22 protein-coding genes and 3 pseudogenes are annotated in these 25,956 nt (G+C 67.3%); 10 read left to right on the top strand and 15 right to left on the bottom strand.

Annotated features, from left to right (window positions below; genetic code table 11):
• Positions 1-27: 27 nt before the first annotated feature.
• The 3 genes from OG395_RS27810 (at position 28) to OG395_RS27820 (ending at position 2,801) form a co-directional block, all read left to right on the top strand.
• Entirely contained in the window at positions 28-1,152 is a 1,125-nt protein-coding gene (locus OG395_RS27810) for a cystathionine gamma-lyase (RefSeq protein WP_327245367.1), read from the top strand.
• Between the two features lie 219 nt (positions 1,153-1,371).
• Complete coding sequence (locus tag OG395_RS27815; protein ID WP_327245368.1) at positions 1,372-2,268, top strand: LysR family transcriptional regulator; 897 nt, start codon at positions 1,372-1,374, stop codon at positions 2,266-2,268.
• A gap of 53 nt (positions 2,269-2,321) precedes the next feature.
• A complete protein-coding gene (locus tag OG395_RS27820) occupies positions 2,322-2,801 on the top strand; it encodes an NUDIX domain-containing protein (protein WP_037702185.1) in 480 nt (159 codons plus the stop codon).
• Positions 2,802-2,845: 44 nt separating this feature from the next.
• Here OG395_RS27820 and OG395_RS27825 read toward each other — a convergent pair.
• Positions 2,846-3,970: pseudogene (locus OG395_RS27825) on the bottom strand (globin domain-containing protein); the annotation flags it as partial.
• Positions 3,971-4,423: 453 nt separating this feature from the next.
• Between OG395_RS27825 and OG395_RS27830 the strand changes: the two are divergent.
• Entirely contained in the window at positions 4,424-5,314 is an 891-nt protein-coding gene (locus OG395_RS27830; protein WP_327245369.1) for a GNAT family N-acetyltransferase, read from the top strand.
• Between the two features lie 75 nt (positions 5,315-5,389).
• Here the strand turns inward: OG395_RS27830 and OG395_RS27835 are convergent.
• Positions 5,390-5,632 (bottom strand): annotated as a pseudogene (locus tag OG395_RS27835) (heme-binding protein); the annotation flags it as partial.
• A gap of 86 nt (positions 5,633-5,718) precedes the next feature.
• Positions 5,719-6,930: an MFS transporter gene (locus tag OG395_RS27840; protein ID WP_327245370.1), complete on the bottom strand. Its 1,212-nt coding sequence runs from the start codon at positions 6,928-6,930 to the stop codon at positions 5,719-5,721.
• A gap of 138 nt (positions 6,931-7,068) precedes the next feature.
• Here OG395_RS27840 and OG395_RS27845 point away from each other — a divergent pair, with 138 nt between their 5' ends.
• From OG395_RS27845 to OG395_RS27855, 3 genes are read left to right on the top strand one after another with little or no spacing between them, the layout of a single operon-like run.
• Entirely contained in the window at positions 7,069-7,527 is a 459-nt protein-coding gene (locus OG395_RS27845) for a MarR family winged helix-turn-helix transcriptional regulator (protein WP_327245371.1), read from the top strand.
• A 28-nt stretch (positions 7,528-7,555) separates the two neighbouring features.
• Positions 7,556-8,008, top strand: a complete 453-nt coding sequence (locus OG395_RS27850; protein ID WP_327245372.1) for a GNAT family N-acetyltransferase — start codon at positions 7,556-7,558, stop codon at positions 8,006-8,008.
• A 46-nt stretch (positions 8,009-8,054) separates the two neighbouring features.
• On the top strand, positions 8,055-9,218 hold the full coding sequence (locus tag OG395_RS27855; protein ID WP_327245373.1) for a winged helix DNA-binding domain-containing protein: 1,164 nt from the start codon (positions 8,055-8,057) through the stop codon (positions 9,216-9,218).
• Positions 9,219-9,271: 53 nt separating this feature from the next.
• Here OG395_RS27855 and OG395_RS27860 read toward each other — a convergent pair whose 3' ends face one another.
• On the bottom strand, positions 9,272-10,654 hold the full coding sequence (locus OG395_RS27860; RefSeq protein WP_327245374.1) for a serine hydrolase domain-containing protein: 1,383 nt from the start codon (positions 10,652-10,654) through the stop codon (positions 9,272-9,274).
• Between the two features lie 64 nt (positions 10,655-10,718).
• Positions 10,719-11,303 carry a dihydrofolate reductase family protein gene (locus OG395_RS27865; protein WP_327245375.1) on the bottom strand — a complete coding sequence of 195 codons (585 nt, stop codon included), beginning with the start codon at positions 11,301-11,303 and terminating at the stop codon, positions 10,719-10,721.
• 117 nt (positions 11,304-11,420) lie between these two features.
• On the opposite strand from OG395_RS27865, the gene OG395_RS27870 reads away from it, so the two are divergent.
• On the top strand, positions 11,421-12,026 hold the full coding sequence (locus tag OG395_RS27870) for a TetR/AcrR family transcriptional regulator (protein WP_327245376.1): 606 nt from the start codon (positions 11,421-11,423) through the stop codon (positions 12,024-12,026).
• 78 nt (positions 12,027-12,104) lie between these two features.
• Here OG395_RS27870 and OG395_RS27875 read toward each other — a convergent pair whose 3' ends face one another.
• The 4 genes and pseudogenes from OG395_RS27875 to OG395_RS27890 all read right to left on the bottom strand — a co-directional run bounded on the left by OG395_RS27875 (position 12,105) and on the right by OG395_RS27890 (position 14,282).
• Positions 12,105-12,614: a GNAT family N-acetyltransferase gene (locus OG395_RS27875; RefSeq protein ID WP_327245377.1), complete on the bottom strand. Its 510-nt coding sequence runs from the start codon at positions 12,612-12,614 to the stop codon at positions 12,105-12,107.
• A 150-nt stretch (positions 12,615-12,764) separates the two neighbouring features.
• Positions 12,765-13,236 (bottom strand): annotated as a pseudogene (locus tag OG395_RS27880) (dihydrofolate reductase family protein).
• A 260-nt stretch (positions 13,237-13,496) separates the two neighbouring features.
• Positions 13,497-13,940 (bottom strand): hypothetical protein, encoded by a 444-nt coding sequence (locus tag OG395_RS27885; protein ID WP_327245378.1) that lies wholly within the window; start codon positions 13,938-13,940, stop codon positions 13,497-13,499.
• A 39-nt stretch (positions 13,941-13,979) separates the two neighbouring features.
• Positions 13,980-14,282 (bottom strand): hypothetical protein, encoded by a 303-nt coding sequence (locus OG395_RS27890; protein WP_442818772.1) that lies wholly within the window; start codon positions 14,280-14,282, stop codon positions 13,980-13,982.
• 88 nt (positions 14,283-14,370) lie between these two features.
• On the opposite strand from OG395_RS27890, the gene OG395_RS27895 reads away from it, so the two are divergent.
• Positions 14,371-14,748: a hypothetical protein gene (locus tag OG395_RS27895; RefSeq protein WP_327249481.1), complete on the top strand. Its 378-nt coding sequence runs from the start codon at positions 14,371-14,373 to the stop codon at positions 14,746-14,748.
• A 69-nt stretch (positions 14,749-14,817) separates the two neighbouring features.
• On the opposite strand, the gene OG395_RS27900 is transcribed toward OG395_RS27895, so the two are convergent.
• The 6 genes from OG395_RS27900 to dnaB all read right to left on the bottom strand — a co-directional run bounded on the left by OG395_RS27900 (position 14,818) and on the right by dnaB (position 24,108).
• The gene (locus tag OG395_RS27900) at positions 14,818-15,153 is read right to left on the bottom strand and encodes a hypothetical protein (RefSeq protein WP_327245380.1); all 336 of its coding nucleotides are present in this window, start codon (positions 15,151-15,153) and stop codon (positions 14,818-14,820) included.
• Positions 15,153-17,837 (bottom strand): TniQ family protein, encoded by a 2,685-nt coding sequence (locus OG395_RS27905; protein ID WP_327245381.1) that lies wholly within the window; start codon positions 17,835-17,837, stop codon positions 15,153-15,155. The genes OG395_RS27900 and OG395_RS27905 overlap by 1 nt, the downstream gene beginning before the upstream one ends.
• The gene (locus OG395_RS27910) at positions 17,834-18,949 is read right to left on the bottom strand and encodes an ATP-binding protein (RefSeq protein ID WP_327245382.1); all 1,116 of its coding nucleotides are present in this window, start codon (positions 18,947-18,949) and stop codon (positions 17,834-17,836) included. Before OG395_RS27910 ends, OG395_RS27905 begins: the two co-directional genes overlap by 4 nt.
• Positions 18,946-21,081, bottom strand: coding sequence for a helix-turn-helix domain-containing protein (locus OG395_RS27915; RefSeq protein ID WP_327245383.1), 2,136 nt, complete (start codon positions 21,079-21,081; stop codon positions 18,946-18,948). The genes OG395_RS27910 and OG395_RS27915 overlap by 4 nt, the downstream gene beginning before the upstream one ends.
• Positions 21,078-21,725: a TnsA-like heteromeric transposase endonuclease subunit gene (locus tag OG395_RS27920; RefSeq protein WP_327245384.1), complete on the bottom strand. Its 648-nt coding sequence runs from the start codon at positions 21,723-21,725 to the stop codon at positions 21,078-21,080. Before OG395_RS27920 ends, OG395_RS27915 begins: the two co-directional genes overlap by 4 nt.
• A gap of 922 nt (positions 21,726-22,647) precedes the next feature.
• The gene (gene dnaB / locus OG395_RS27925) at positions 22,648-24,108 is read right to left on the bottom strand and encodes a replicative DNA helicase (protein ID WP_327249482.1); all 1,461 of its coding nucleotides are present in this window, start codon (positions 24,106-24,108) and stop codon (positions 22,648-22,650) included.
• 478 nt (positions 24,109-24,586) lie between these two features.
• On the opposite strand from dnaB, the gene OG395_RS27930 reads away from it, so the two are divergent.
• Positions 24,587-25,924: an MATE family efflux transporter gene (locus OG395_RS27930; RefSeq protein ID WP_327245385.1), complete on the top strand. Its 1,338-nt coding sequence runs from the start codon at positions 24,587-24,589 to the stop codon at positions 25,922-25,924.
• Positions 25,925-25,956 lie beyond the last annotated feature (32 nt).

Consider the following 25,956-nt stretch of genomic DNA (forward strand, 5'->3'; position numbering starts at 1 on the left):
CGTACCAGAGAGAACAGAGAGAACAGCATGAGCACCATGGGCGACGGCACCCGGGCGGTACGGGCAGGCCTTCCCGAACCGGAGCAGTACGAACCCACCCTGCCCGGTCCGGTCTTCGCCGCACACTTCCATCTCTCCGGCGAACCAACCGGTCCGTACACCTACGGACGGGACACCAACCCGACCTGGACCCATCTGGAACGGGCCATCGGCGAGCTCGAAGCGCCGGGAGAGGCCGTCGAGACCACGGTGTTCGCCTCCGGAATGGCGGCGATATCAGCGGTGCTGCTGTCGCAGGCACGTACCGGCGACACGGTCGTCCTGCCCGACGACGGCTATCAGGCGCTGCCTCTGGTGCGTGAGCAGCTGGAGGCGTACGGGATCGAGGTGCGGACCGCGCCGACCGGGGGCGACGGACAGCTTGCGGTCCTGGAAGGGGCCCGGCTGCTGTGGATCGAGACGCCGTCCAATCCGGGACTCGACGTCTGCGACCTGAGGCGGGTCATCGACGCCGCGCACGCGGGCGGCACTCTGGTGGCCGTCGACAACACGCTCGCCACCCCGCTCGGCCAGCGCCCTCTGGAACTGGGCGCCGACTTCTCCGTGGCCAGTGACACCAAGGGCATGACCGGGCACGGCGACATCCTGCTCGGCCATGTGACGTGCCGGGATCCGGGGCTGGCTGCGGGTGTACGGCGTTGGCGCAAGGTCGTCGGGGCGATCCCCGGCCCGATGGAAGCCTGGCTCGCACACCGTTCGCTGGCCACGCTGGAGCTGCGCATCGACCGGCAGTGCGCGACCGCGCTGGTTCTCGCCGAGGCGCTGGGCAAACGGCAGGAGGTGACCGGGCTGCGGTACCCCGGGCTGCCCACCGACGCCTCGTACCCGGTCGCCGTGCGGCAGATGCGGCGCTTCGGCTCCGTGGTGTCGTTCGTGCTGCCCGACCGCGAGATCGCGGAGCGCTTCCTTGCCGGACTGCGGCTGGTCGACGACGCCACCAGCTTCGGCGGCGTGCGCTCCACCGCCGAACGGCGGGCGCGCTGGGGAGGCGACGCCGTGCCGGAGGGCTTCATCCGGTTCTCGGTCGGGGCCGAGGACGCGGACGACCTGATCTCCGACGTGGAGCGGGCCCTGGACGGGGCGATGGGCTAGACACCAGGTCAGGACATCAGGACAGAGGAGAACCAGCGGTACGGACGGTCCGAGCCTCCCCCCTCGTGGCTCGGACCGTCCCGGTTCCCCACGCGAAGAACCGCCCGAACAAGGGTAATTGACTCTGCGTCAGTGTCCAATCACGGTAGCGACAACGACCTATCGACATATTTATGATTGTTCGGGTCGGACGCGTCGAAAGGGCGGGAGGGACCGGACATGGACCTGGCCCTGCTGCGCACATTCGTCATGGTGCACCGGGCCGGTTCCTTCACCCGGGCCGCCGCGCTACTCGGTCTCTCCCAGCCCGCGGTCACCTCGCAGATACGCACGCTGGAACGGCAGCTGGGCCGCCCGCTCTTCCTGCGCAGGGCCCGCGGCGTCACCCCGACCACCATGGGCGACGAGCTCGCGCACCGGGCGGCTCCCCATCTGGACGCACTGGTCGAGATCGCCGAGACGGGGCTCGACGAGGAGTCGGTCGTACGGACGCTGCATCTGGCCGGCCCGCCGGAATTCACCTCGCTGCGGGCCCTGCCCGCGCTCACCCCGCTCCTCTCCCAGGGCCTCGCCCTGCGCAGCACCTTCCTCGCCAATTCCGAGGAGTCGCTGGAGGGCCTCGCCGCCGGACATCATGATCTGGCCATTGCGACGGCCCGGCCGCGCGGTGGTCTGCTCACCGCGACTCCGCTCTGCGACGAAGAGCACGTGCTGGTCGCCGCCCCGCGCTGGACGGCACGCCTCGGCCCCGGAGCGCTGCGGCACGAGGGTCCCGTGGTGCTTCAGCAGCTGCCGGTGGTGGAGGTGCATGAGAGCCTTCCGCTCGTCTCCCGCTACTGGGCCGCCGTCTTCGACGGCCGGCCGGCCGCAGCGGGCACCGTCATCGCGCCGGATCTTCGCGCGGTCCTGGAGTGCACTGCGGCGGGCGCCGGACTCGCTGTACTGCCGCGCTATCTGTGCAAGGGGGCGCTGGAGCGCGGCGAGGTGGTGGCCCTCCTGGACCCGCCCGTGCCACCGCTGCGCACCTACTTCCTGGCCGCACGGACCGGCACGCTCGCACTGCCGCATATCGCGCGGGCCCACGAGTGGCTGGTGCGTGCTGCCGTCGATTGGTGACCCGACGGCAGGGCGGGTGTTTCAGAAAGGGTTCTGTGGGCCACTCTCTTGCCATGACCGAACGTCCTGTGGTCAAGCGCACCGCACGCGCCATCCTGCTCGACGGCAACGACCTCATCCTCATCAAGCGCACCAAGCCGGGGGTGGATCCGTACTGGCTCACGCCGGGCGGCGGGGTCGAGCCCGAAGACGCAACCGTCGTCGACGCACTCCACCGCGAGGTGGACGAAGAGCTCGGCGCCAAGATCACCGATGTGGTCCCCTGCTTCGTCGACACCGTGGAACACATCGAGGGCGGTGGGGTGAAGGGCGTCAAGGTCCAGCACTTCTTCGTCTGCCGGTTGGACTCGATGGACCTGTCCCGGCGGCACGGCCCCGAGATCGACGATCCGTGCGGTGAGTACGACGTCGTACGGGTGCCGTTCAGCCGGATCGGGATCGCCGCCGTCCATCTCGTGCCGCTGTCGCTGCGGCACTACCTGGACGGCAACATCGAGGGCGTCCGGGCGATGCACGCGCCGGACCTGGGCTGATCCCGAGCCCGGAAGACCCACGCCGATGGGAAGGGCCGTCGTGGTCAGCCCGGGCCCAGGGGCGCCAGTTCCTCGACGGAGTCATGCCGGATGCGCTCGGACGGCATACCGATCCCTCTGAGGACGTCCACGACGCTGCGGATCATCCCCGGCGGCCCCGAGAGATAGGCGTCGTACTCGGGCCACGGACCGCCCTCGCGCACCGCGTCGGGCAGCCGGCCTTTCAGCCCGCTCCCCGTACCGCTGGAGACCACAGGCCGCACGGCGAGCCAGGGAAAGGTCTTCTGGAGCCGCAGCATCGTGTCGATGTCGTACAGATCGCGGTCGCTGCGTGCGCCGTAGAAGACCTGCACGGGGCGCCGGTCGCCGTGCTCTGCGACATCCTCGACGAGCGCCTTGATGGGCGCGATGCCCGTGCCGCCGCCCAGGCAGAGCAGTCCGTTGTGGGTGGTGTGGTCGACGGTCATCGAGCCGGTGGGCGGGCCGAGACGCACCACGTCGCCGGTGCGGGCCCGGCGCACCAGAGCGTTGGAGACCCAGCCCGCCGGGACCGCCTTGACATGGAAGGTGAGCAGACCGTCGGGCCGAGGGGCCGAGGCGAAGGAGTAGTGCCGCCAGATCCGTGGCCACCACGGGGTTTCCATGGCGGCGTACTGGCCTGCGAGAAAGGGATACGCCTGATCGGGACGGACGGTGAGGACCGCCGTGTCGGGCGTTCTCAGGTCGTGGGAGACAACCTCCGCCAGCCACCAGACGGGAGCCCGTTCCGCGTCCTCGGCAGCCGCGTCGATCATGATCTGCGAAATCGCCGTGTAGGCACGGATCCAGGCCGCTTCGGTCTTCCCGTTCCATGTGGTGGCGTAGCGGCTCAATGAGCCGAGGAGAGCCTCGCCGAATGCGGGATAGTGCGCGGGCAGTGCGCCGTATTTACGGTGCCCGCGGGCCAGTCCACCGAGGTACTCGATCAGCGCATCGGGGTCATCCATCCGGTCGGCAGCCGTGAGGATCGCCCGGAGGAGACGGTCGCGCCGGGTGTCCATCGCGACCGGAAACATGGCCCGAAGATCGGGGTGGCGTACGAAGAGCAGGGCGTAGAAGTACGAGGTGGCCTGGTCCGCGACAGGAATGATCTCTGCCAGGGTGCGATGGATCAGGGTCGCATCGGGAGATCTCGGTGTTCCATCACCGGTCGACATGGTGGCCGGAGCGTCCATATTTGTGCCTCACCTCGAGCAGCTTCTGGTCGCATGAGCGTGCCGACACCGCACGCAGCGCCTGCGGTCCCTCGCCCCAGCATGCCTGCGACGCCTGCGGGTCGGACAAATAGCGGAAAGTCCGTGTATCCGAACCAGTTCTCCCGTTACGCTCTTTTGCCCCATGGCCAAGCCGGGAACCCGGGGACAGCACAGGCAACACATAGCAACGCCGAATCACCTCTGACCGTCGCTCAGCTGCGTGTTTCACGTGAAACTGCGCACGTGTGCAGCTCGCTGCCGAGCCCTCACCGCGGACTCGGCTCTCTGGCCGCGCGGGCGCCATCGACACGGTCGGCGCATATGCGTCTCGACCGGATCCGGTAAAGCGGTGGACGAACGATCACTGCATCGGACAGCCTGGCCCTCATGCCCAGCCCACTGCCCCACCCGCACGCCGATACGCCCATCCGGCGCCTCACCCGGGGAGACTTGGTCCCCTGCGCCAATCTCTGCGAGGACCGCGGCTGGCCGCGTGACGAGCATCGCTGGGCTCTGCTCCTCTCCGCCGGGACGGGCTACGGCATCGATGATCCCAAGGGCAAAGGCCTGATGGCCTCCTGTGTGATGACCGCATACGGCCAGGGACTCGCCGCCATCGGCATGCTCCTCGTCGCCGAGCGGTACGCGCGCCAGGGGATCGCCCGGCGCCTGATGCACCAGGTGATCGAAACGGCGGGGGAGACGTCACTCAGCCTGTACGCGACGCCGGCCGGGCGGCCACTGTACGAAGAGCTCGGTTTCGAAGCGGTGGGCCGGGCCGAGCGGATCAGTGGTCGTTTCCGGCCGACCGGCGCGTCGGGCGCCGGCGCTCCCGCAGCGTCCGGCATGACCGTCCGCCCGGCGACGGCCGAGGATCTGCGTGCCATGCTCCGGCTGGACGCAGAAGTGTTCGGTGCGGACCGGACGCATCTCCTTGCCCGGCTACCGGCCTTCGCAGATCAACTCCGGGTCGCGGAGGACGAGGGCGGGCTTGTCGGCTACGCGGCGCTGTGGCCGAGCGACGGTTTCCATGTGGTCGGTCCGCTGATCGCCCGGGACACCGTCACGGCCATGGCGCTCGTCGACTCCCTCGCACAGGCGACGGACCGGCCCCTGCGCGCGGACATCGACGCACGTCATGAAGAACTGTTGGACCGGCTCAAGGAGTACGGTCTGCAGCCGGCCGGCTCCGGAACCACGGTGATGGCCTACCGGTCCCCGGACCTGCCGGGCGACTGGACCCGTCGCTTCGCACCGCTGACCGTGGCGACGGGCTGACGCAAACCGGTCTGAGCGGCGCCGAGCCGGGGAAAATGCCTGTCACTGGCCCCGTTGTCCTGTCAGTCGAACCAGACCGCGAGCCGGACATTCGACAAGGTCGGCTGTCGGGGCGCCGAGCTGAAGGGTTGTGTACGCCTTGCGGGTGCTGGTCTCGCCCGCGATGAGAACGGCCCGGTCGTCGCGACGGAAGGCCAGCAGGTGGCCGCCCGCGTCGAGGACCGTCACAGCGACGGTGACACCGGCTGCTTCGGCGGCAGGGCGGGCTGCGGCGACCAGCAATTCCGCGTCCTGAATGGTCAACGGGGCAACGGCAATGGGGAGGTGGTGCTCATGAGGGATGGCTCCTTGGCGCGGTGGAGAGTGCGCGCCCCAGGGTGAGCGCGCGCGTTGTGGGGGGGGTGTCAGTGCCGGGCGACGGATGCCTCGACCGGCTCGGGAATGTGTGCGGCGACAAGGCGGCTACGGGTGGCCGTCCGGCGCTCCAGGGCACTGGAGAGGACGGCGAGGACCAGAGCGGAAGCAGCCAGTGCGGCGCCGACCCAGTTGGGTGCGGTGTATCCGAGACCGGCGGCAATGACGAGGCCGCCAAGCCACGCCGACAGCGCGTTGCCGAGGTTGAAGGCACCGATGTTGACGGCCGAGGCAAGCGTCGGAGCCCCCGCCGCCTGGTCGAGAACCCGCTTCTGCAGCGGCGGTACGGTCGCGAAGCCCAGGCCACCGATCAGCACGATGGTGACGGCTGCCGCGATCTTGTTGTGGGCGGTCAGCGTGAAGAGTGCCAGGATCACGAACAGGGCGCCCAGCGACACGTACAGCATCGGCATCAGGTGACGGTCGGCGAACTTGCCGCCGAGCAGATTTCCCCCGACCATGCCGAGTCCGAAGAGGACCAGCAGCCAGGTGACGGAGGACGCGGAGTACCCGGCGATTTCGGTCATCATCGGCGTGATGTAGGTGATCGCGGCGAAGACTCCACCGAAGCCCAGGACGGTCATCGCCATGGCGAGCAGCACCTGCACATTGCGGAACGCGGCCAGCTCATGACGGAGCCGTACACCTTCGGCCTTCGGCTGTTCGGGCACCAGCCTGGCCACGCCCAGGAGACCAACGACTCCGAGGGCCGCGACGACGAAGAACGTGGTCCGCCACCCCACGCTCTGCCCGATGTAGGTGCCGAGCGGTACGCCGACGACGTTGGCGACAGTGAGACCGGTGAACATCATGGCGATCGCGCCGGCCTTCTTCTGTGGGGCGACCAGATCGGCCGCGACGACCGATCCGATGCCGAAGAAGGCACCGTGGGCGAGGGAGGCGATCACTCGCCCGTCAAGCATCACGCCGAAGACGGGGGCGACGGCGGACACCACGTTGCCCACGACGAACAGCCCCATCAGGAGCATGAGCATGCGTTTGCGGGTGACCCGTGTGCCAAGGACCGTCATCAGCGGAGCGCCGAGTACGACTCCGAGTGCGTAGCCGGTGACCAGGAATCCTGCGGTGGGGATCGAGACCTGGAAGTCCGCAGCAACCTCGGGGAGCAGCCCCATGATCACGAACTCGGTGGTTCCGATACCGAATGCCCCAATAGCGAGGGCGAGGAGCGCGAGCGGCATGGGTTTCACCTTCCCGGGAGATTGCGTCTGCGCCTTGCAAGCATTCACAATAATTGCAGACGCTGATTAATTGCAAGCACGGACTATTGCAAGCGTCCTCTATCCTGGAGACAAGCGGCTCCGCACGGAGGAGAGACCATGACAGCGACGGACCCTGCACTGACTGCCCTCTCGCAGGGCTGGTGCGCCCTCTCCCTGCTCCACGGCAAGATCGAGTCCCATATCGAGCGGGCCCTGCAGTCCGGGCATGGGCTCAGCGTGCGGGAGTACTCCCTGCTCGACGTCCTGAGCCGACAGCACAACGGTCCGGGCGGCCATCTGCAGATGAAGCAGGTCGCCGACACGGTCGTGCTCAGCCAGAGCGCCACCACCCGTCTGGTCAGCCGCCTCGAAGACCGCGGGCTGCTGACCCGGTATCTCTGCGACACCGACCGCCGCGGCATCTACACCGATGTCACCGATGCCGGCCTCACATTGCTCGCCCAGGCCCGGCCGACCAACGACGCCGCTCTGCGCGCCGCCCTCGACGAGGCTGCCAAAAACCCCGAGCTGGCCCCGCTCGTCACGGCGGTCGAAGAGCTGAAGGTCCCCGCGTAGGCCGCCTGAACTGCGTAGTCTGCCGATCATGAGCGATCTGGAAATACGCCCTGCGGCCCCCACCGACATCCCGGCCGTCGTGGCCATGCTCGCGGACGATCCGCTGGGCGCGCAGCGCGAGTCGCCGGACGATCTCGCCCCCTACCGCGCCGCGTTCCAGCGACTCGCCGATGACCCGAACCAGCACCTGGTCGTCGCCGTCCGCGAAGGCGGTGTTGTCGGGACCCTGCAGCTGACAGTGATTCCCGGGCTCTCCCGGCGCGGTTCGACCCGCTCCATCATCGAGGGCGTTCGCGTCCACGCCGATGAGCGCGGCAGCGGCCTCGGCACTCAGCTGATCCAGTGGGCGGTGGACGAATCCCGGCGCCAGAACTGCCAGTTGGTCCAGCTGACGTCCGATGCGACCCGGACCGATGCCCATCGCTTCTACGAGCGGCTCGGTTTCACCGCCAGTCACGTAGGTTTCAAGCTCGCTCTGTGACCGCAGTTCGGAATCCACGGGATCCGACAGACCGAAGGAGGGCTCGATGCACGCCATGAGCGACACACAGCGCCGGACCAGACTCGGCCGACGTCACCTCCTGGCGCCCTCCGTGCGGGCCGCATCCGCGGTGTCCGTGGCCGACGCGGTCGTTGCCCTGCACGCCACCGACGCGGCCACTGTCTTTCTTTCCACCTGCGCCCGGCTCGCCGAGGCCGGCGTGGACACGGTGGAGCGTGCTCTCTACGAGGACGTCTCTCTGGTCCGGCTGCTCTCCATGCGCAACACCCTCTTCACGGTGTCCAGCGGACTCGCCCCGTATGTCGACGCGTCGAACGCCCGGGCCGTGGCTGCCAGGGAGCGCCGGACCTTCCTCAAGCACCTGCACGACGACGGGAACGGACTGGGCGAGAACTGGCTCATCGAGACGGAAAAGGCGACCTTGGCCGCCCTCACTGCGCGCGGCTCCGCCACCGGCAGCGAGTTGTCCGCCGCCGTACCGGCGCTTCGTACGAAGATCACGGTCTTCCCCGGCAAGAAGCAGGAGACGGTTCAGGGAGTCGCCACCCGTGTTCTGCGGGTGCTGGCAGCCGAAGGCCTGATCCGCCGGGACCGGCCGCGAGGCTCCTGGACCTCCAGCCAGTTCCGCTGGACGGCAGCCGAGTCATGGCCCGCCCGGGAGCCCGCAGAGGCACAGGCGGAACTGGCCCTGCGCTATCTCCGCTCGTACGGCCCCGCGACCGAGGCCGATCTGAAGTGGTGGACGGGCTGGGGCCTCGGCCAGGTACGCAGTGCGCTGGCAGCCACCGCAGCCGAGGAGGTGCGGCTCGACAGCGGCGCGACGGGCTGGATCTCCCCGGGGGACACGGAGCTCGAACCGGCCCTGGAGCCGTGGGCGGCACTGCTTCCCGCCCTCGACCCGAGCGCGATGGGCTGGGCCGATCGCGGTTTCCATCTTCCGGCCGAGCACCGGGCGGCCCTTTTCGACCGGGCCGGCAACATCGGCCCGACGGTGTGGTGGAACGGCGAGATCGTGGGTGGCTGGGCACAGCGCACCGATGGCGAGCCGGTCTGGCGACTGCTGTCCGACATCGGCCGGGATGCCACCATCGCGATCGAGGCGGAGGGGTCCCGGCTGTCGGAGTGGGTGGGGGAAACACGGATCACTCCACGCTTCCGCACGCCGCTGGAAAGGGAGTTGACAGCATGAGCGGGTTCCGGCGTCACGTTTCACGTGAAACGTGACGCCGGACGCCGTGACGCTCAGGCGCCCAGGCCCCGCCACCCCTCCGCGTCGACCCCGCCGGGAACGGCCGACGTGGGATCGTACGGCTCACGTGTGAAGACGAACGATCCCAGGTCGAGATGGCTCACACTTCCGTCGACGTCCCGGACGACACGGAGCGTCTCCCCCGCGTAATAACCGTCGAGGCCGGTCCAGGTGCCGTCCGGCTGCGCGACGAATCGGGCACCGCGGCCGTCGCCACGCAGCGGCCCCAGTTCCAGCCCCCGGTCTGCAGTCAGGCGCAGGACATTCGGATGCGTGCCCCAGTACCAGGGTCCGGTCAGCGCGAGAAGTTCCGGGTCGGCCTCGGGCAGCGGGCGCCAGGGCTCAGGGATACGCGGCTCGGCCTCGGCGACGATCTCCACGAGGTCCGCGGCGATCGTACCGACGAGCGGCCCAGAAGTGGCATTGGTGAGCACCACGACGGCCACATCGTCCTCGATGCTGAACCAGAGCGTGGCCAGGAACCCGGGCAGCGAGCCGGTGTGCCCGAGCAGGGTGCGGCCGCTCTTTTGTACGACCTGCAGGCCGAGACCGTAAGCGCCTTCCCCGGGGCCGGACTTGGACGGCACCGACGGAGCACGCATCTCCTCCACCGAAGCGGCCCCGAGCACACGGTCATCCCCCTCGACGAGGAAGGCGGCGAACCGGAGGAGGTCGGCGGTGGTCGACCAGAGCTGCCCGGCCGGTGCCATGAGACCAAGGTCCTCCGCCGGTTCGGGAAGCATGGCATCGGCCCACGGGTGGACGGCCCAGCCACCAGCGTGCGGCGCCTGTGGCCGGGTGCTCGTACGACGCATGCCCAACGGTTCCAGGATCTCGCGCTGCAGCACCTCCGCCCACGATGCGCCGCGCACCGCCTCGATCAGCGCTCCGAGCACTGAGTAGCCGGGGTTCGAGTAATGGTGACGACGGCCGGGAGGGTGCATCCGCGTCTGCTCGCCGAGGACATCGGCGAGCCCGGGGCGCAGAGTTCCCGGCGTCCGCTCCCACCAGGGCGCAGGCGATTCGGCACTCAGACCTGCACTGTGGCCCAGTAGTTGGAGGACGGTGACCCCGCCGACGCCTGTCCCTGGCAGGTGCTTTTCCAGCGGGTCGTCGAGATCGAGCAACCCCTCGTCACGCAGCCGCAGGACCAGCACGGCTGTAAAGGTCTTGGTAAGGGAACCGATCCTGAACTGCGTGTCGGAGTCGGGGGCGTGACCGTCGACGCAACTGCGCGAGCCGTTCCAGACGATCCGGCCCTGCCGCTGCACCGCAGCGACGAGCGAGGGCGTACGGCCTTCGGCCTGCGCGGAGGCGATGCGGTGCAGCAGCGCCCGCTGCGTACCGGGAAGCAACTCTTCTGAGGAATAGGTCATGGTCAACAAGTACCGGCACATCGACTCGTCGGCGACCCGATTTCGCCGCCCGTGGTCCTGGGGGTCAGCGCTTGCGGCTGTACGTCCTGACCAGTACTCCGTTGTCGAAGGCAGCCACCGATTCCAGCAGGAACTCCGTGTCCGCAAAACCCGATCCGAACATCGGCATACCCGAGCCGTAGACCAACGGATACGTCTTGATCACGAGCTCGTCGATCTCGTCGAGCAGCTCCCCCGCGAGCTGTGAGCCACCGCAGAGCCAGATCCCGAGGCCGCTCTCCTCCGCCTTGAGTTTCCGCACCCTGCCGACCACGTCGCCGGAGACGAGTTCGACGTTCGGGTCCGGCGACTCCTTCATGGTCCGGGATGCCACGAGCTCACGCAGTTGGGCATACGGGCTGGTGATGTTGACGTCCAGCGCCAGTTGGTAACTGGCCCTTCCCTGGATCACGGTGTCGAACTTCTGATTCCTGACGCCGTGCATTCCCAGCTGCAGGCGGCCTGCGGTCGAAACCGTCTCCGGATACTGGGACTTGAGGTAGTCGAGGAACTCCTCGTCCACGAACCGGTACATGGACGACGCATCACCGCTCGGGTCACCGATGAAGCCGTCGATGGAGCACGCAATGAAGTAGGTCAGCTTTCGCACAGGATCCCCGTTCGATGTGGCGTCGACTCAGGCATGAACCACTTCATTTATAGTGCTTCATATGTAGTGGTTCCGCAATCCCTTTCCGCAGAGGGACCGAAGGAAGAGAAGACAGACATGGTCAGGAACCCGGCGCGCAGAACGGCGCTCGTCGATGCCGCCATCGAGGTGCTGGCGCACGAGGGTGCGCGAGGGCTCACCTTCCGCGCGGTCGACACACGGGCGGGCGTACCGGTCGGGACGGCGTCCAACTACTTCGCCAATCGGGACGACCTGTTCATGCAAGCCGGCGCCCGGATCACCGACCGGATGACACCGGACCCGGTCGGAGTCGAGGAGGCCATGCGCCCGGCCCCCTCGCGCGAGCTGGTCACCGAACTGATGCGATGGCTGGTGCAGCGCATGGCCGCCGATCGCACCGGCTACCTCGCCATGCTGGAACTGCGTCTGGAGGCCACCCGGCGCCCCGCCCTCCGCGACCGGCTCAACCGGACCTTCCGCGCCAACCTGGACGAGAACGCCCGCTTCCACCGGGAAGCGGGGCTGCCGGGCGATGCCGACGCCTTCCTCGTGCTGTATCTCGCCATGACGGGCCTGCTGCTGGAGCACTTCACCCTGCCCGACGTGCTCACCGGGAGCGACAGCGCCGACGCTCCCCACACCGATGCCGTCCTGAACCGGCTCGTGGAGACGATCGTCACCCGCATCATCCCTGCGGGGTGACCAGCAGCGGCAGGGCATCGCATGGCCGGGGCAACCCTGTCCGGGCGAAAAAGCAACCCCGGCCATGCGGCATCGCGTCTACAGATCGAGCTGGTGGAGAAGCGATTTATGGGTCGGCAGGTATCCGAATGCGTCGTTGATCGCGCGCATGGGCCGGTTGCTTTCGGCCCATGACGTCAGTCGGTAGCCGGGGTCCGGCTTCCGGACGATCTCGGTGAGAGCGGCGAGGTCCGCCCGCGCCAACGCGAGCCGGGCGAAAGTGAGGGTCAGGACCTTGCGAAAGCCCCGAGCCGTCAGGAACCGGTCACCGGATGATCCCGCGTCCACCTGAGCGGTGACGCAGCTCCGGCCCTCGGATCGGGCAGTGGCCACAGCGGCTTCCAGCAGCTGTGAGCCGATGCCGTTCCGCCTGTCGGCCGGATGGACGTCGAGTTCGAGCTCGGCCAGGTGATCCTGACCGGTGGTCGCGAAGAGACGCAGAAAAGCTGATCCGGTCGGAGCTCCGGTGGGACCGGCGGCGAGCCACGCCAGGCGGCGGCTGGACGGGCCGCGGTCGGGGCCGGTCAGCGGGGTGATGCGAATCGACAAGAGGTCTCCGTCATGAGGAAGCGGCTGGTGGCACGGCAGTGCACGAGTTCGGGTGCCGACGGCTCCTGCGCATGTGCTGCACACCTCCTGTCGTTGCCGCCGCTCCACGCGCGGGACGACCCAGCCCGGCGCATGGCATTGCCGCCCGAACTACCTCTCGGCGACCGGCCGGTAGGTGCACACATGTACCCCTGTACCGCTGGTGACCGTGGCGACCAGCGCGAGCGTGGGACTCCCCATGACCAGCAGGTCGCCGCCCTCGGCCTCGTGCAGCTCACAGATGCGGGCGACGGCCTTGTCGCCGGGGATGCGCGTGGTGTTGTCCCACGTGAGCTCGGCCTCGCCCAGCGTGTCGGAAACGACGTACTTCGGTATGGCGTTCATCCGGTCGGCGAACGGGTCGCCGGGTCGCTCGGGCCACGCCGCGGCCATCGACTGCCACGTGCGGCGCCCGAACAACAGCGCCTCGGCCTTGGTCAGCGCGTCGTCGAAGGCACCGCCCACCACCTCACGGGTGCGACCAGCCACCGTGGGCAAAGCCACCGTCGGTGTCCTCTTCGGTTCCGCCTGGCGCCTGCACGACGCCGTCCAAACTCATGAACTCACTGATCACGATGCGCACGGGACTCTCTCCTCTTCCTCACGGGTCAACTGCAAGAGAGACCCCGGCGCCGCTCCAAAGTCATCGCTCCCAGCAAATCCCGCATTCGCCGCGGGGAGAAGAGGGAGGTGCTGGCCAGCCTCGCGGCGACGCCGTCACACGTGCCGCCGTGATGCCCACGAGGCTGCGACTGTGCGTGGAGTCGGGAGACCCTTGGGACTGTAGGATCTCGCGGCCCGCGACATAGACCGTCGCCCTGACCATGGACTCTCTGGGCTGTCTCAGCCCATGTCCTCGTCTGATGTCTCAGGCTCGTGGCATTTCTTCAGGGTCGACTTCGGCAGTCGCCCAGCTACTTCTGCCCACTCACGCTGGGCTGGTGCCCGCTCCATGCGGCCTGCGATGTACGTCTTGAACGTGGCGTCCAAGGTCTCCGGGAGCTTGCTGAAGGTGGCGGGAAGCACGTCGAGCAGGCTTAAGAACTGCTCGCCGCTCGGGGCTGTCAGCAGCAGTTCGCATCTCCAGTGCGGCGACACCTCGGGGCGGTGACTGAGGTGATGCACAAGTGCGGGGAACAAGTAGTGCGTCGCTCCGGGAGCGAGGTGGTCCCGAAGCCAGTCGACCGGAAGCCGCTGACTGAAGCCGTATGCACCGGCCTCCCGCTCCAGATCGAGGAGTTGTTCGGTGTCGACTGCCCGGATCGTGCGAGGAAGAGTTGGGGCCATGCCGTGATGATGCCAAGAAGCCGCCGCGGGGCCGAGAGGTCAGCGGAGCCGGGCTGCGATCTGCCGACGGGCAGGGCCCCAGACTTTCTCAAACTCTTCGGAGGTCAGCGTCTCGGGGGCGTGGCCTTCCCACTCCGAGAAGGGCAGTTCAGCGGTGATCCCGAACCTGTTGTCGTACTCATTGAGGCGGCCTGCGTCCTGGGCCTGCTGCCATTCGTCGCTTAAGGCCGCTGCGATCGGGGCCAGTTCAGTGCCCTGGAGCTCGACCTGCCGGGTCACCCAGCCTTCCGCGTCGACCTCGAAGTAGAACCAGATGTCTTCCTCGTCCCAGTGGCAGCGCATCCATGTCGTCACCGGACCATGATGGCGGAGATTCCATCCCGGACAGATCTCAGTTGTGACAGGCCCGACCTGCTGGGATGCTCCCGAAGTGGCAGAAAGAGAAGACGGCGCCCCGCTCAGTGCCGGTTGGGACGGTGCCCATTACCGGGTTCGCGCCGGAGCCCTGGAGATGCTCTTCCTTCCAGATGCGAACGAGGCACTGGACGAAGTGTGCAATGTCGATGCGGAGGTCCGTCTGCCGGACGGTTCACGCTGGAGCGCAACGATCTTCACGGTCGCTGAGGTCGAACGGCTGATGACCCGATGGACCGGCACTGGTGAGGCACTGAACGGCCGGTATTTCTGGTGTTCGGACGGCTTGATCGTCAAAGAGCCCGGGGTCCTGCCGATGGCAGAAGTGATCATGGGCTTGGTCGACGACGGCGAGTTTCACCAGGTCCTTCAGCGACTCGACGACTCCGAGTGACCCGCCCTTCGGCAAGCGGTGAACTTTCAGTCGCGCGGCCTCGAAGGCTCCTCGCAGCTGGTCGCAGGCTCATGGCATGGGGATGAATCCCGCTGATTGGTCGAGCATGAAGGGTGCCCCAGCGCTCGTCGGGTTCCAGCCCCGCGCTCGTGCCTCGCGGATGCTCGCGGCGACGTCAGCCGGCCGGATGGGCTCTGCCTCTATGTCGAACCAGTTGCTGGGATGCGGCTGACCACTGGTGACGACCAGGGTCGTGCCGGGCTGGTCGGCACCGGCGATTTCCACCGCGAAAGTCAGTGGTATCCAGCACAGTCCTTGCATATAGGAGGGCTTCCTGCGGATTCGCCAGCGGTACTCGGTCTCGTCGACGGTTATCCGTCGGGACCCCTTCTTGTTCAACGCCATCACGCCCCCTCTCCCGTCTCGGACTGTAGTACCCCGTCCTTGACCCGTCCCCTGATATCCCTGGCGGCAGCTGCGACCTCTTCCCCAAAGGCGGTCAGTCTCATGGCCCGGCCGCGCTCGGCTCGCTCGAAGAGGGGCTGTCCGAGGTCCGCTTCGAGGCGGTTGATCTGGGTCACCAAAGCCGACGGATGGATGCCGAGATCTCGGGATGCTTCGGTGAAGGTGGGATAGGACCGAGCTGCCAGGAAGCGCGAGAGCCGCTGGCGCGCGGACGGGCTGGTGAGAGCTTTGCGGAGGATGGCGGGGAGAGCCTCGGCTTCATCAGCGGCGCGGAGGGCGGAGTGGTGACTGGCTCCGCCGCGTGGCCGGAGAGGGATGTTGTGGATGTGGGCCCAGCGGGCCATGTTCGCGGTGCTCATGCCGGTCTCGCGGGCCAGATCGGGAAGGGTCCGCCGGCGTTTGACGTACTGCTCGATGAGCCATGCCCGTTCGATGGCTCCTCGGCGCTTGTCGTCCTGGGATCCATCGCGGATCGGAATGTCGTACTCGCGGGCGAGAGCTGCCAGCAGCTGTCTGGAGAAACCGGTGTGTTCGGCGATCTGCTGAAGCGAGCGGTGTTCGTCCAGGTAGAGGCGGGCGAAGGTCTCTTTCGGCACTTCCTGACGAGCTTTGAGGCGGACGAGGCCGGTCGCCTTGGCGGTGGTCTCGGTCGGTGCGAGAGCAGGGGCAGGCTGTTCATCCAGAACGAAGCGGATGGCCCCAATGCTGGTGCCGAAGGTCTCGGCCGCGTGCTGGACCGGGCTCTTGCGCTGCTGGACAAGCTGGTGCAACTGGGCAACATCGATGCGGTCCGGATCAGGTCCGGGCAGGTCGAGTCCGGTCAGCAGGGTGACGGGCGGTTGCCAGGCCACCGGCTCGTCGTGAATGCGTTGGGCGGCGAGGAAGGTGCGGGACTCCTCGGCCAATGCGTGGGCCAGCTCCGGAGTTTGGATGGTAGCGAAGCGGGCGGCCTCGGCCCGGAACCGTGCTTCGTTGATGCTGGAGTGGTCGGGGGCGGCTTCGGCGGGAAGGCCGCTGATGCGTTGGAACAGCTGGCAGCGGACGACGCGCTCGCGAAGTCCGTTGCCAGGCGGTGCGCCGGTGCGGCGGCAGATGTCCCGCCAGTGCTCGTGCGGCAGCAGCTGGGTGTAGTCCATGCGGCGCCGCCGCTGGTAGTCGATGGGCACCTCGGTCGCATCGAGGTGATCGGAGAGTCGGACCAGTGCGGTGACCGTGTCCGGCCAGTGCGGCTGGTCGTCCAGCTTCTGCAGGATGCGGGAGATGTTGATGCCGTCGGTGACCGATCCGAGGTGTTCAGCGGCGTCCTCAAGGCGGACTTTGCTGTCGATGACCAGCAGGGACGCAGCCAGGGCCGGAGCGAGGGTGCGGGGATAGAAGCCGTCGGGAGGGGTGAGCCGGATCGTCCAGGACAGCCAGAGCATGCTGGGGATCTTCCGCGCCCGTCGGGCGACCTCCCGGACCGTTCTTTTCGGGAGCCGGGGCATGGCGGTGGGAATGCGGTAGCGGAGGTGTTCGCTGGGCCGGAGAGAGGGGGCAAGCGCGGCCAGATTCACCGCGCTCAGCACGGGACTCTGGCCGCGTCCCCAGCTGTCAATGCTGGTGGCGCTGATCTGCCAGAGCTCCTCACGCATCGCCTCCAGCAGGCCACGCAACTCGGTCCCTGCCCGGTCAACGTCGGGCTGTCCGAGAACGTGCAGGGCGATACTCACCGCGACGGCCGTACTCACCGCTCGCGGTGGGGCCATGAAGCCGGGCCGTTCCACTGCTTTCAGGACGAGTTGGGAGCCGGGATCGACGGTGAAGTGGCCCTCGGCGATGTCCGCCGGCACCAGGTTCCTGATGTCATGTTCGGGCAGGTCTGCCAGCACCCGCCCGCCGATCGCCCGGATGTCGGCCAGTACTGCCCGGGCCGGCTGCGGGCTGAGCGCGTAGGGGCCGAACTCTGCGAGGTCCGTCTCGATGACGTTCATCAACCGCTCCTGAGCCCTGAGCGCGCGTTGCGCCGCGGGCAGCCGGAGCGTACGGGTCTGTGAAAGATCGAAGCCGCAGCCGCCGGAAAGCGGTCCGCCTTGGTATGCGGCAGGATTGCCGCAGTGTCCCGGCCGGGGAACGACTCGCCCGGAGCGGGGCCGCTGGCGGGGAATGCGCCCGCATTCCGGGCAACAGTCCGCCAGCAGCCGTCCATGACGAGAGCAGGCGAAAGCCCAGCCCAGACGCCAGAACAACTGCCAGCGGCCGCCGGTTTCCCGCAGGCAGTCCGGGCAGAACCGTGAGCCCCGGCCGCGTCCCCAGAGGACCCGCCGGTTCACGTAGCGTCGCTCGAAATCGATACTCACGGCCCGTGTATCGAAATGGGCGAGCGTCATGCCCGTCACGGCCTGCTCCTCCAGGCCGCTCGCGTGCGTGATGGCCGCGATCTGCTGCTTGTTCAGCAGGATCGTCCAGTCCGAGGGAATGCCCTGAAGTTGGTTCCCAGACCGGCCTCTGACCGGGAGTCCCAGATGCCGCAGCACCTCGCCGAGTTGGGCATCCAGCCTCCCGGCCAGTGCCTCCAGCCAAGAATCCAGTGCTTCACCCGCGAGGGGCGGCATCCGGATCGGCAAGGTTCTGATGGCGTTGTTCATGCTGCCGGTCGGCGCCGACGCGGACGGCTGGTCAGCCGCCGCTTCTCCAGGGCCGCTTCGAGCTCTTTGCGGGCCGCCTCGGAAGCCTCATCATTCTTGACCCGGTCGAGCAGGTCGCGGCTGAGGCACTCTGCGCCGCTGCGGACCGCCCGCTGGCAGCCCCGGTTGATCAGTGTCATCAGGGATCCGATGTGGCCGGTGCTGCGGGCGAAGAGGTAGTCGGAGAGGTCATCCGCGAGCATCCCGGGATGCTTGTCGGCCAGGACGACGCGCTGTTCGAGGGCCAGCAGCATCTGCCGCCATTCCCGCCGGCCGGCCTCGGACTCGATCGTGAAGGGCCGCATGTCCAGCCGGGTGGTGCGGCGCCCGGTCTGAGCCAATGCCGTATTCCGTCTGCTGTCGCCCTCGCTGAACAGGCCCTTGCCGGCGAGGCCCACGCCGATCATCACGAGCGTCACGGGGAACTCGTTGGCGATCCACTTGAGGTGGTTGCTGACCTCGATGCCGTTCTTCTGGTTCCACTTCAGGAAGTGCAGATCATCAAGTGCGAGCAGGCGGACTTCGCAGGACACCACGCAGTCCAGGGCCCGCTGACCGAACTGGGCGGTGGTCCCGCGGTTGCGCCCTGGGTGGCCGAAGAACTCCAGCAGGGACCGGTTGAGATCCTTCATCCCGGTATTGCCAGTCAGCCCGACCCGGCAAACCGGGAGGCGCTCATTCCCGTCCCTGGTGAACGCGCCCCGCTCGGCGATCTCCCTGCGATGGAACTCACCGAGGAAGGCCAGCACCGAGGTGGTCTTCCCGAGTCCGGGGAACGCATCGACGGCCACAGCGCCCTTCGCCTTGTCGCCGTCCTGCACGTTGCTGTCGACGATGTCCCACAAGTCCTCGTGCAGTTCCGCCAGCTGCGGCGTCTTGATCGGCCCCAGATTGGCATGCCACTCTCGCAACAGTCGATCACGCTCGCCCCTCGCCTCCTCGCCCAGAGCCTTCACCTGGCGGCGAGTCAACTGTTCGGGCTGAATCCGGCGCGGGGTCTCGGCGAACGCCTTCCAGTCCTCCTTCCGCGACAGAGCCAGATTCCCCAGCCCCTGCGGGGCGACCGTACTCACACGTCCTCCAGAGCGTCCGCGTAGAAGTCGTCCGCGGCGGCGAGATCTTCCAGATCCGCCTCGTCGTCATCGCCCATCTCGACGCTCTCCGGCAGGGGGTTTTCCGCAGGACCCTCCGGTTCCGCGGCCTCCCCCAGGGCTGTGCGTACGGAGGGAAGGGAGACGACCGTCTCCTCCTCGGTCGAGGGCAATTCGATGGCAGCCTGCTCGCGCGAGAGCCGCAGGACCATGCGCCGTTCCGCCAAGGTGGTGCCCAGCCCGAGGTTCCAGCGCTCCAGCAGATCGGCGACGGCCAGCCGATCGTCGGGGTAGCGGTACTTCTCCGCGGCCAACTGGCGAGCGAAAACCAGCGCGTCCTCGCTCAGCGGCATCCGCGCCGACGGCGCGTGTTCCCAGGTCAGGGTGTGCCACTCGCGGGTCGTGGGGTTGCGGAAGTAGATCCGGGTGATGTCGTCGGGGTCCATCTGGAACGGCCAGCCGTTCTTGACCGGGCCGTTGTAGGGGCTCCGGATTCCCACCTCGGGCAAGCCCTCCCCGCAGTAGCGGCGGCGGTCGATCTCGACCCCGTAGTGCTGGACCGTGCGCCACTTCGTCCGCAGGAACTCAAAACCAAGATCCCGATCCCGGGGCACCTCGATGTAACCGGCCCTCGCCACGCCGTGCTCGAACATCTTCGCCGGGGACATCCGCAGCCCCGGCAGCCCCGGATCGACCAGACTCGCGTGCGGCCGACAGTGGTAGACCGTCGCGGTCCACTCCCTGACGATCGCCTCCAACTCATCGAGGAAGAAGAACGCATCATCCTCCGGGCTCTCGCCCCGGGAATGGACATCGGGGCCCTTGTAGCCAGGCAGTACCTGCAACAGCCCCTCACGCAGGGTGCGGAAATAGCGCTCAACAGGACCTTTGTCCCGGCCCGTTCGCAGCCGGGCAGGCTGGATCGAGATGCCCATCCGGCGGCAGACGCTGGTCAGATGTTCCGAGACGTAGACCTTGCCATGATCGACGACCAGCGTCTCGGGAACCAGCGGAGGAGACGCGAGCCCCGGGCCTTCGGCCCCCTCGACGTCGACCAGGACGGTGCGGGGAATACCGTGCTCGGGCCAGACCGCGTGCCGCGGCCAGTCCCGCCCCGCCGGCCGCGGGTGGAACGACTGGAAGAGCACCGCACTGACGTCCACCGCCTTCGTGGAGACCGGCGTGACCCGGATCCCGGTGATGCAGCGGGTGTACCAGTCCATCGCGACCGTCAGCTCGGCCTGGACCCACTTGAGTGTGAACGGGTCGAACGCGAACACATCCAGCCGAGTGGAGTCCATCAGCAGATACTCACCTGGCCGCGTCGGCCGCAGCTTCCCGTAGACGCCCTCCGGCCGACCAGCGATGTCCCGGTTGCGTTTCGTACTCAGCCGGAACAGTGGATGTCGCCGTTCCAGCTCCTCCAGCAGTCGAAACGCCGTCGCCCGGCTCGGCATCTTCACCGCATCTGGTCCGAACCGCGCGATCACCCGGGCCCGGGTCCGCTCGATCACCAACGTGCGCGACGGCTTCGACTGATCTGTGTGCTCGACCATCACTTCCAACGCAGTCTCCACCCACCGCTCATCGGCCGCGATCTCCGACCTCCGAGCTGGTCCCTTCTTGGGGGCAAGCCCAGCCTCTCCGTGCTCCCGGAATTCGGCGATCCAGCGCTTCAAGGTGCGTAGGCCCATTCCGAGTTCGGCGATCTTCGACGCGTATCTGGCCTCCAACGGCCTCTCCGGCGAGTACTCGGGGCGAGGTTCGTCAGCACGCGCGAGTTCTGGGCTGCCGGACCGGTAACCCGTCAGCACCTCGCGGACATGCTCAGCCCGATCAAGGACCTTCCTCTTCTCTGCCTCGTCAAGCTGCCCGAGGACTACGGAGGCGATCTCACCCTCGTCGTCTGCCGACGGTCCCGGACCGTCGGGACTGATGGCGGCGCGGTCTGAGAACAGCAGCTCCTTGAGCGACAGCCGCAGAAGTCGCCCGCGGGCGTCCTTCAGGACCACTTCGTTGCCCGCAGTGGTCGCGGCCATCTCCACCACCTCGACGGTCTCTCCGTCGTAGCAGAAGCGCGTACCGACCCCGACCCGAGCCCCCGCCCTGCTCACGCCACCCACCTCAGAACATGGGAAGGGCTGAGCGGTCGATCGAGATCGGTAGCGAGAGACTGTGTCCAGAGCAAATGATGGACGGCAGAACGCACTTGAGGCTCCGGGCGATCCGCCAGACAGCACGTAGCCTGCCCCAAAGAGACACCATCGAGGTCAGCTCCCCGCAGCTCGTCCAGAATCTTGGGGCTGAACAACCAGTCCCTTCGATAGCCCGCCAGGAACCGGATGTTTTCCAGCTCCACGGTCGGACGCTCGCTCCAGACTTCGTACTTCCATCCCCGTGATTCCACCGCCCGCCGAGTCCAGCCAAAGGTGAACTCCACCTCCGGCTTGGACAGCCGGTGCAGCGGCTTGACGTCGACGACCACCGGGACCTGCCCGGTGAGCAGGAGATAGTCCGGGATGTGCTTCCGGACCTTCCCCTCCAGCACCGTCTTCAACAAGAAGGGCTGGGCCACGATGCCGCGTACGGACCGATCGAAATCAGCGAAGAGCAACCGCGACAGCTCCAGTCGCGACTCGTAGATCACGTGATCGCGCATAGTCGCCGACCAGTACGTGCCCGAGTAGTGCTTCTGGCCCTTGTACCAGCGGAACGTCCGCCAGGGCTGAGCCGACTGCAGGAGGCCGATGGGCGCCAAGTCCCACTAGGGTCTCGCCGCTCGTGGCACAGGCCGTGCCCGTCGACCTGCGGTTCTTCATCTGTCTCAGGTCGATGGCACAGCAGCTCAGTCTCACGAACCGTGGCATTTCCTACGGCCTCGGCCGACCCGCCGGACCCGGCGAGCCGTTGAACTGCGGTTTCTCTGTTCGATGCCGCGTTCGATGCCAAGATCGTGAGATTGTGCCGCGAGATTCGAGATCCCACAAGGACTGTAGGGTCTCGCCGCTCGTGGCACAGGCCGTGCCCGTCGACCTGCGGTTCTTCATCTGTCTCAGGTCGATGGCACAGCAGCTCAGTCTCACGAACCGTGGCATTTCCTACGGCCTCGGCCGACCCGCCGGACCCGGCGAGCCGTTGAACTGCGGTTTCTCTGTTCGATGCCGCGTTCGATGCCAAGATCGTGAGATTGTGCCGCGAGATTCGAGATCCCACAAGGACTGTAGGGTCTCGCCGCTCGTGGCACAGGCCGTGCCCGTCGACCTGCGGTTCTTCATCTGTCTCAGGTCGATGGCACAGCAGCTCAGTCTCACGAACCGTGGCATTTCCTACGGCCTCGGCCGACCCGCCGGACCCGGCGAGCCGTTGAACTGCGGTTTCTCTGTTCGATGCCGCGTTCGATGCCAAGATCGTGAGATTGTGCCGCGAGATTTGAGATCCCACAAGGACTGTAGGGTCTCGCCGCTCGTGGCACAGGCCGTGCCCGTCGACCTGCGGTTCTTCATCTGTCTCAGGTCGATGGCACAGCAGCTCAGTCTCACGAACCGTGGCATTTCCTACGGCCTCGGCCGACCCGCCGGACCCGGCGAGCCGTTGAACTGCGGTTTCTCTGTTCGATGCCGCGTTCGATGCCAAGATCGTGAGATTGTGCCGCGAAATTTGAGACCCTACAGGGACATCCTCTAGGTCTGCGCCATGTCCACGAAGCGTGAGTAGTGGCCCTGGAATGCCACAGTGATCGTCGCCGTCGGGCCATTACGGTGCTTGGCCACCATCAGGTCCGCCTCGCCCGCCCGCGGTGACTCCTTCTCGTACGCATCCTCGCGGTGCAGCAGGATCACCATGTCGGCGTCCTGCTCGATGGAGCCGGATTCACGAAGGTCGGAGACCATCGGCTTCTTGTCCGTACGCTGCTCCGGACCACGGTTCAGCTGGGACAGCGCGATGACCGGGAGCTCCAGCTCCTTCGCCAGCAGCTTGAGGTTTCGGGACATGTCCGAGACCTCCTGCTGACGGCTCTCAGCACGCTTCGAGCCACCGGACTGCATCAGCTGCAGATAGTCGATGATCACCAGCTTGATGTCGTTCCGCTGTTTCAGCCGACGGCACTTCGCCCGGATCTCCATCATCGACAGGTTCGGCGAATCGTCGATGTAGAGCGGCGCTGCCGAGACGTCCGGCATCCGGCGGGCCAGCCGCGTCCAGTCCTCGTCGGTCATCGTGCCGGAGCGCATGTGGTGCAGAGCCACCCGCGCCTCGGCGGACAACAGCCGCATCGCAATTTCGTTGCGGCCCATTTCGAGGGAGAAGATCACGCTCGGGAGGTTGTTCTTGATCGACGCGGCCCGTGCGAAGTCCAGGGCCAGCGTGGACTTACCCATGGCCGGACGCGCCGCAATGACGATCATCTGGCCCGGGTGCAGGCCGTTGGTCAGGGCGTCGAAGTCGGTGAAGCCGGTCGGTACGCCGGTCATCTCGCCGGAGCGCGAACCGATCGCCTCGATCTCGTCGAGCGCGCCCTCCATGATGTCGCCCAGCGGCAGATAGTCCTCGCTGGTGCGCTGCTCCGTGACGGCGTAGATCTCGGCCTGCGCCGAGTTGACGATCTCGTCGACGTCACCGTCGGCCGCGTATCCCATCTGCGTGATCTTCGTGCCCGCCTCGACAAGCCGTCGCAGGACCGCCCGCTCGTGGACGATCTCCGCGTAGTACGAGGCATTGGCCGCGGTCGGCACGGACTGGACGAGAGTGTGCAGATAGGGGGCGCCGCCCACCTTGGTGATCGCGCCGCGCTTGACCAGCTCGGCCGCGACCGTGATCGGGTCGGCGGGCTCGCCCTTGGCATAGAGGTCGAGGATCGCCTGGAAGACGGTCTCGTGGGCGGGGCGGTAGAAGTCATGCCCCTTGATGATCTCCACGACGTCGGCAATGGCGTCCTTGGAGAGGAGCATGCCGCCGAGGACCGACTGCTCGGCGTCGAGATCCTGAGGGGGCACGCGCTCGAATCCGGGTGAGCCGCCGTCCCAGCCGCCGCTCTCCCTGCCGCGGTCGTGCTGCTCGCCGCGGTCCCGGCCTTCGCCACGACGCTGGCGGGTAACAGGCAGACGGTCACTGGGACCGGTGTCGGCCCAGGGGTCGTCCAAAGGCTCGGGAATGCTCACCGTGCCACCTCCTCCCGTCCGCTCCGCGGACCTTCGCCGTGCCACTCTTTCTTACGGCACAGCACCGACAAACAAGACGCTCGACTCCGGTTCCGGCACGTCGAGTTCTGCGGGATTCCAGGGCTGAAACGGGGTGTGGGCGCCGGTCCACGGTAGGCCTCGCTGCACCGTCAGCCAATCTGGTTATCCACAGGGCATGTGGACGACGGACCAGATGCTGTGGAGAACTCCGCAGAACCTGTGCACGAAGCGGGGGACAGCACTGTGGACAAACTCATAGCGGTGCTCTGAACGAGGCCCTGACCTGGACTTTCTCCATCCACGGCCTGTGGGGGAGAAAAACTTTCCGAGCCGACACATGATCACGGCAAACCGCACACAAGAGAACACTCAGCGCCAGTAAATGTAAGGACTGCTATGGCATTGCATCCGTTACCTGTGGAAGATTAGATTAGCCCTCATGCCCCAGGCCACCGCGACCTCACATTCCAGCCGCCGACGGCACGATCGCGAGATCGTCGCACTCGCCCTCCCCGCCTTCGGCGCGCTCGTCGCCGAGCCGCTCTTCGTCATGGTCGACAGCGCCATCGTCGGCCATCTCGGCACACCGCAACTAGCCGGCCTGGGCGTCGCCGCGGCTCTGCTGACCACCGCCGTGAGCATTTTCGTCTTCCTCGCCTACGCCACCACGGCAGCGGTCGCACGACGCGTAGGTGCGGGCGATCTCGCCTCCGCAATACGGCAAGGCATGGACGGCATCTGGCTGGCGCTGCTTCTCGGCATTGCCGTCATCGCCGTGGCGCTGCCCTCTGCCCCCTGGCTCGTCGATGCCTTCGGCGCCTCCGACACCGCCGCACCGTACGCCACCACCTATCTACGGATCTCCAGCCTCGGTATCCCCGCCATGCTCATAGTCATGGCCGCCACCGGCGTGCTCCGCGGACTGCAGGACACCAAGACCCCGCTGTATGTCGCCATCGGCGGATTCGCGGTCAACGGAGCCCTCAACGCGGGGCTTGTCTACGGCGCCGGTCTCGGTATCGCCGGATCGGCCTGGGGCACCGTGATCGCCCAGATCGGCATGGCCGCGGCCTATCTGATCGTGGTGGTGCGGGGAGCATGCCGACACGGCGCATCGCTGCGCCCCGACGCGGCAGGCATCAGAGCCAGTGCCCAGGCAGGCGTCCCCCTGCTGGTTCGTACGGTGTCGCTCCGCGCCGTCCTGATGATCGCCACCGCCGTCGCCGCACGCCTGGGCGACACCGATATCGCCGCCCACCAGATCATCCTCTCCCTGTGGACCCTGATGGCCTTCGCTCTCGACGCCATTGCGATCGCCGGGCAAGCCATCATCGGCCGCTATCTGGGGGCGAATGACACCGAGGGCGCACGTGAGACATGCCGCCGCATGGTGCAGTGGGGCATTGCCTCAGGTGTGGCGCTCGGGGCACTGATCGTGCTCGCGCGTCCCCTGTTCATCCCCTTGTTCACCGGCGACCAGGGCGTGCAGAGCACCCTGCTCCCCGCCTTGCTGGTAGTGGCCGTGTGCCAGCCGATCGCCGGTGTGGTCTTCGTACTGGACGGTGTACTGATGGGCGCCGGAGACGGTCGGTACCTCGCCCGGGCCATGCTGATCACCCTGGCCGTCTTCGCTCCGGTCGCCCTGCTCGTGCCCACATACGGCGGGGGCCTGACTGCTCTGTGGTGGGCGATGGCGCTGATGATGACGGTCCGCATGATGACGCTCTGGCTGCGCACGCGCTCGGGCAAGTGGATCGTCACCGGAGCCACCCGCTGAGCAGTGGCCGTCGATCGCTGTTTCACGTGAAA

The sequence above is a fragment of the Streptomyces sp. NBC_01320 genome (assembly GCF_035974375.1).
Classification (GTDB): domain Bacteria; phylum Actinomycetota; class Actinomycetes; order Streptomycetales; family Streptomycetaceae; genus Streptomyces; species Streptomyces yanii.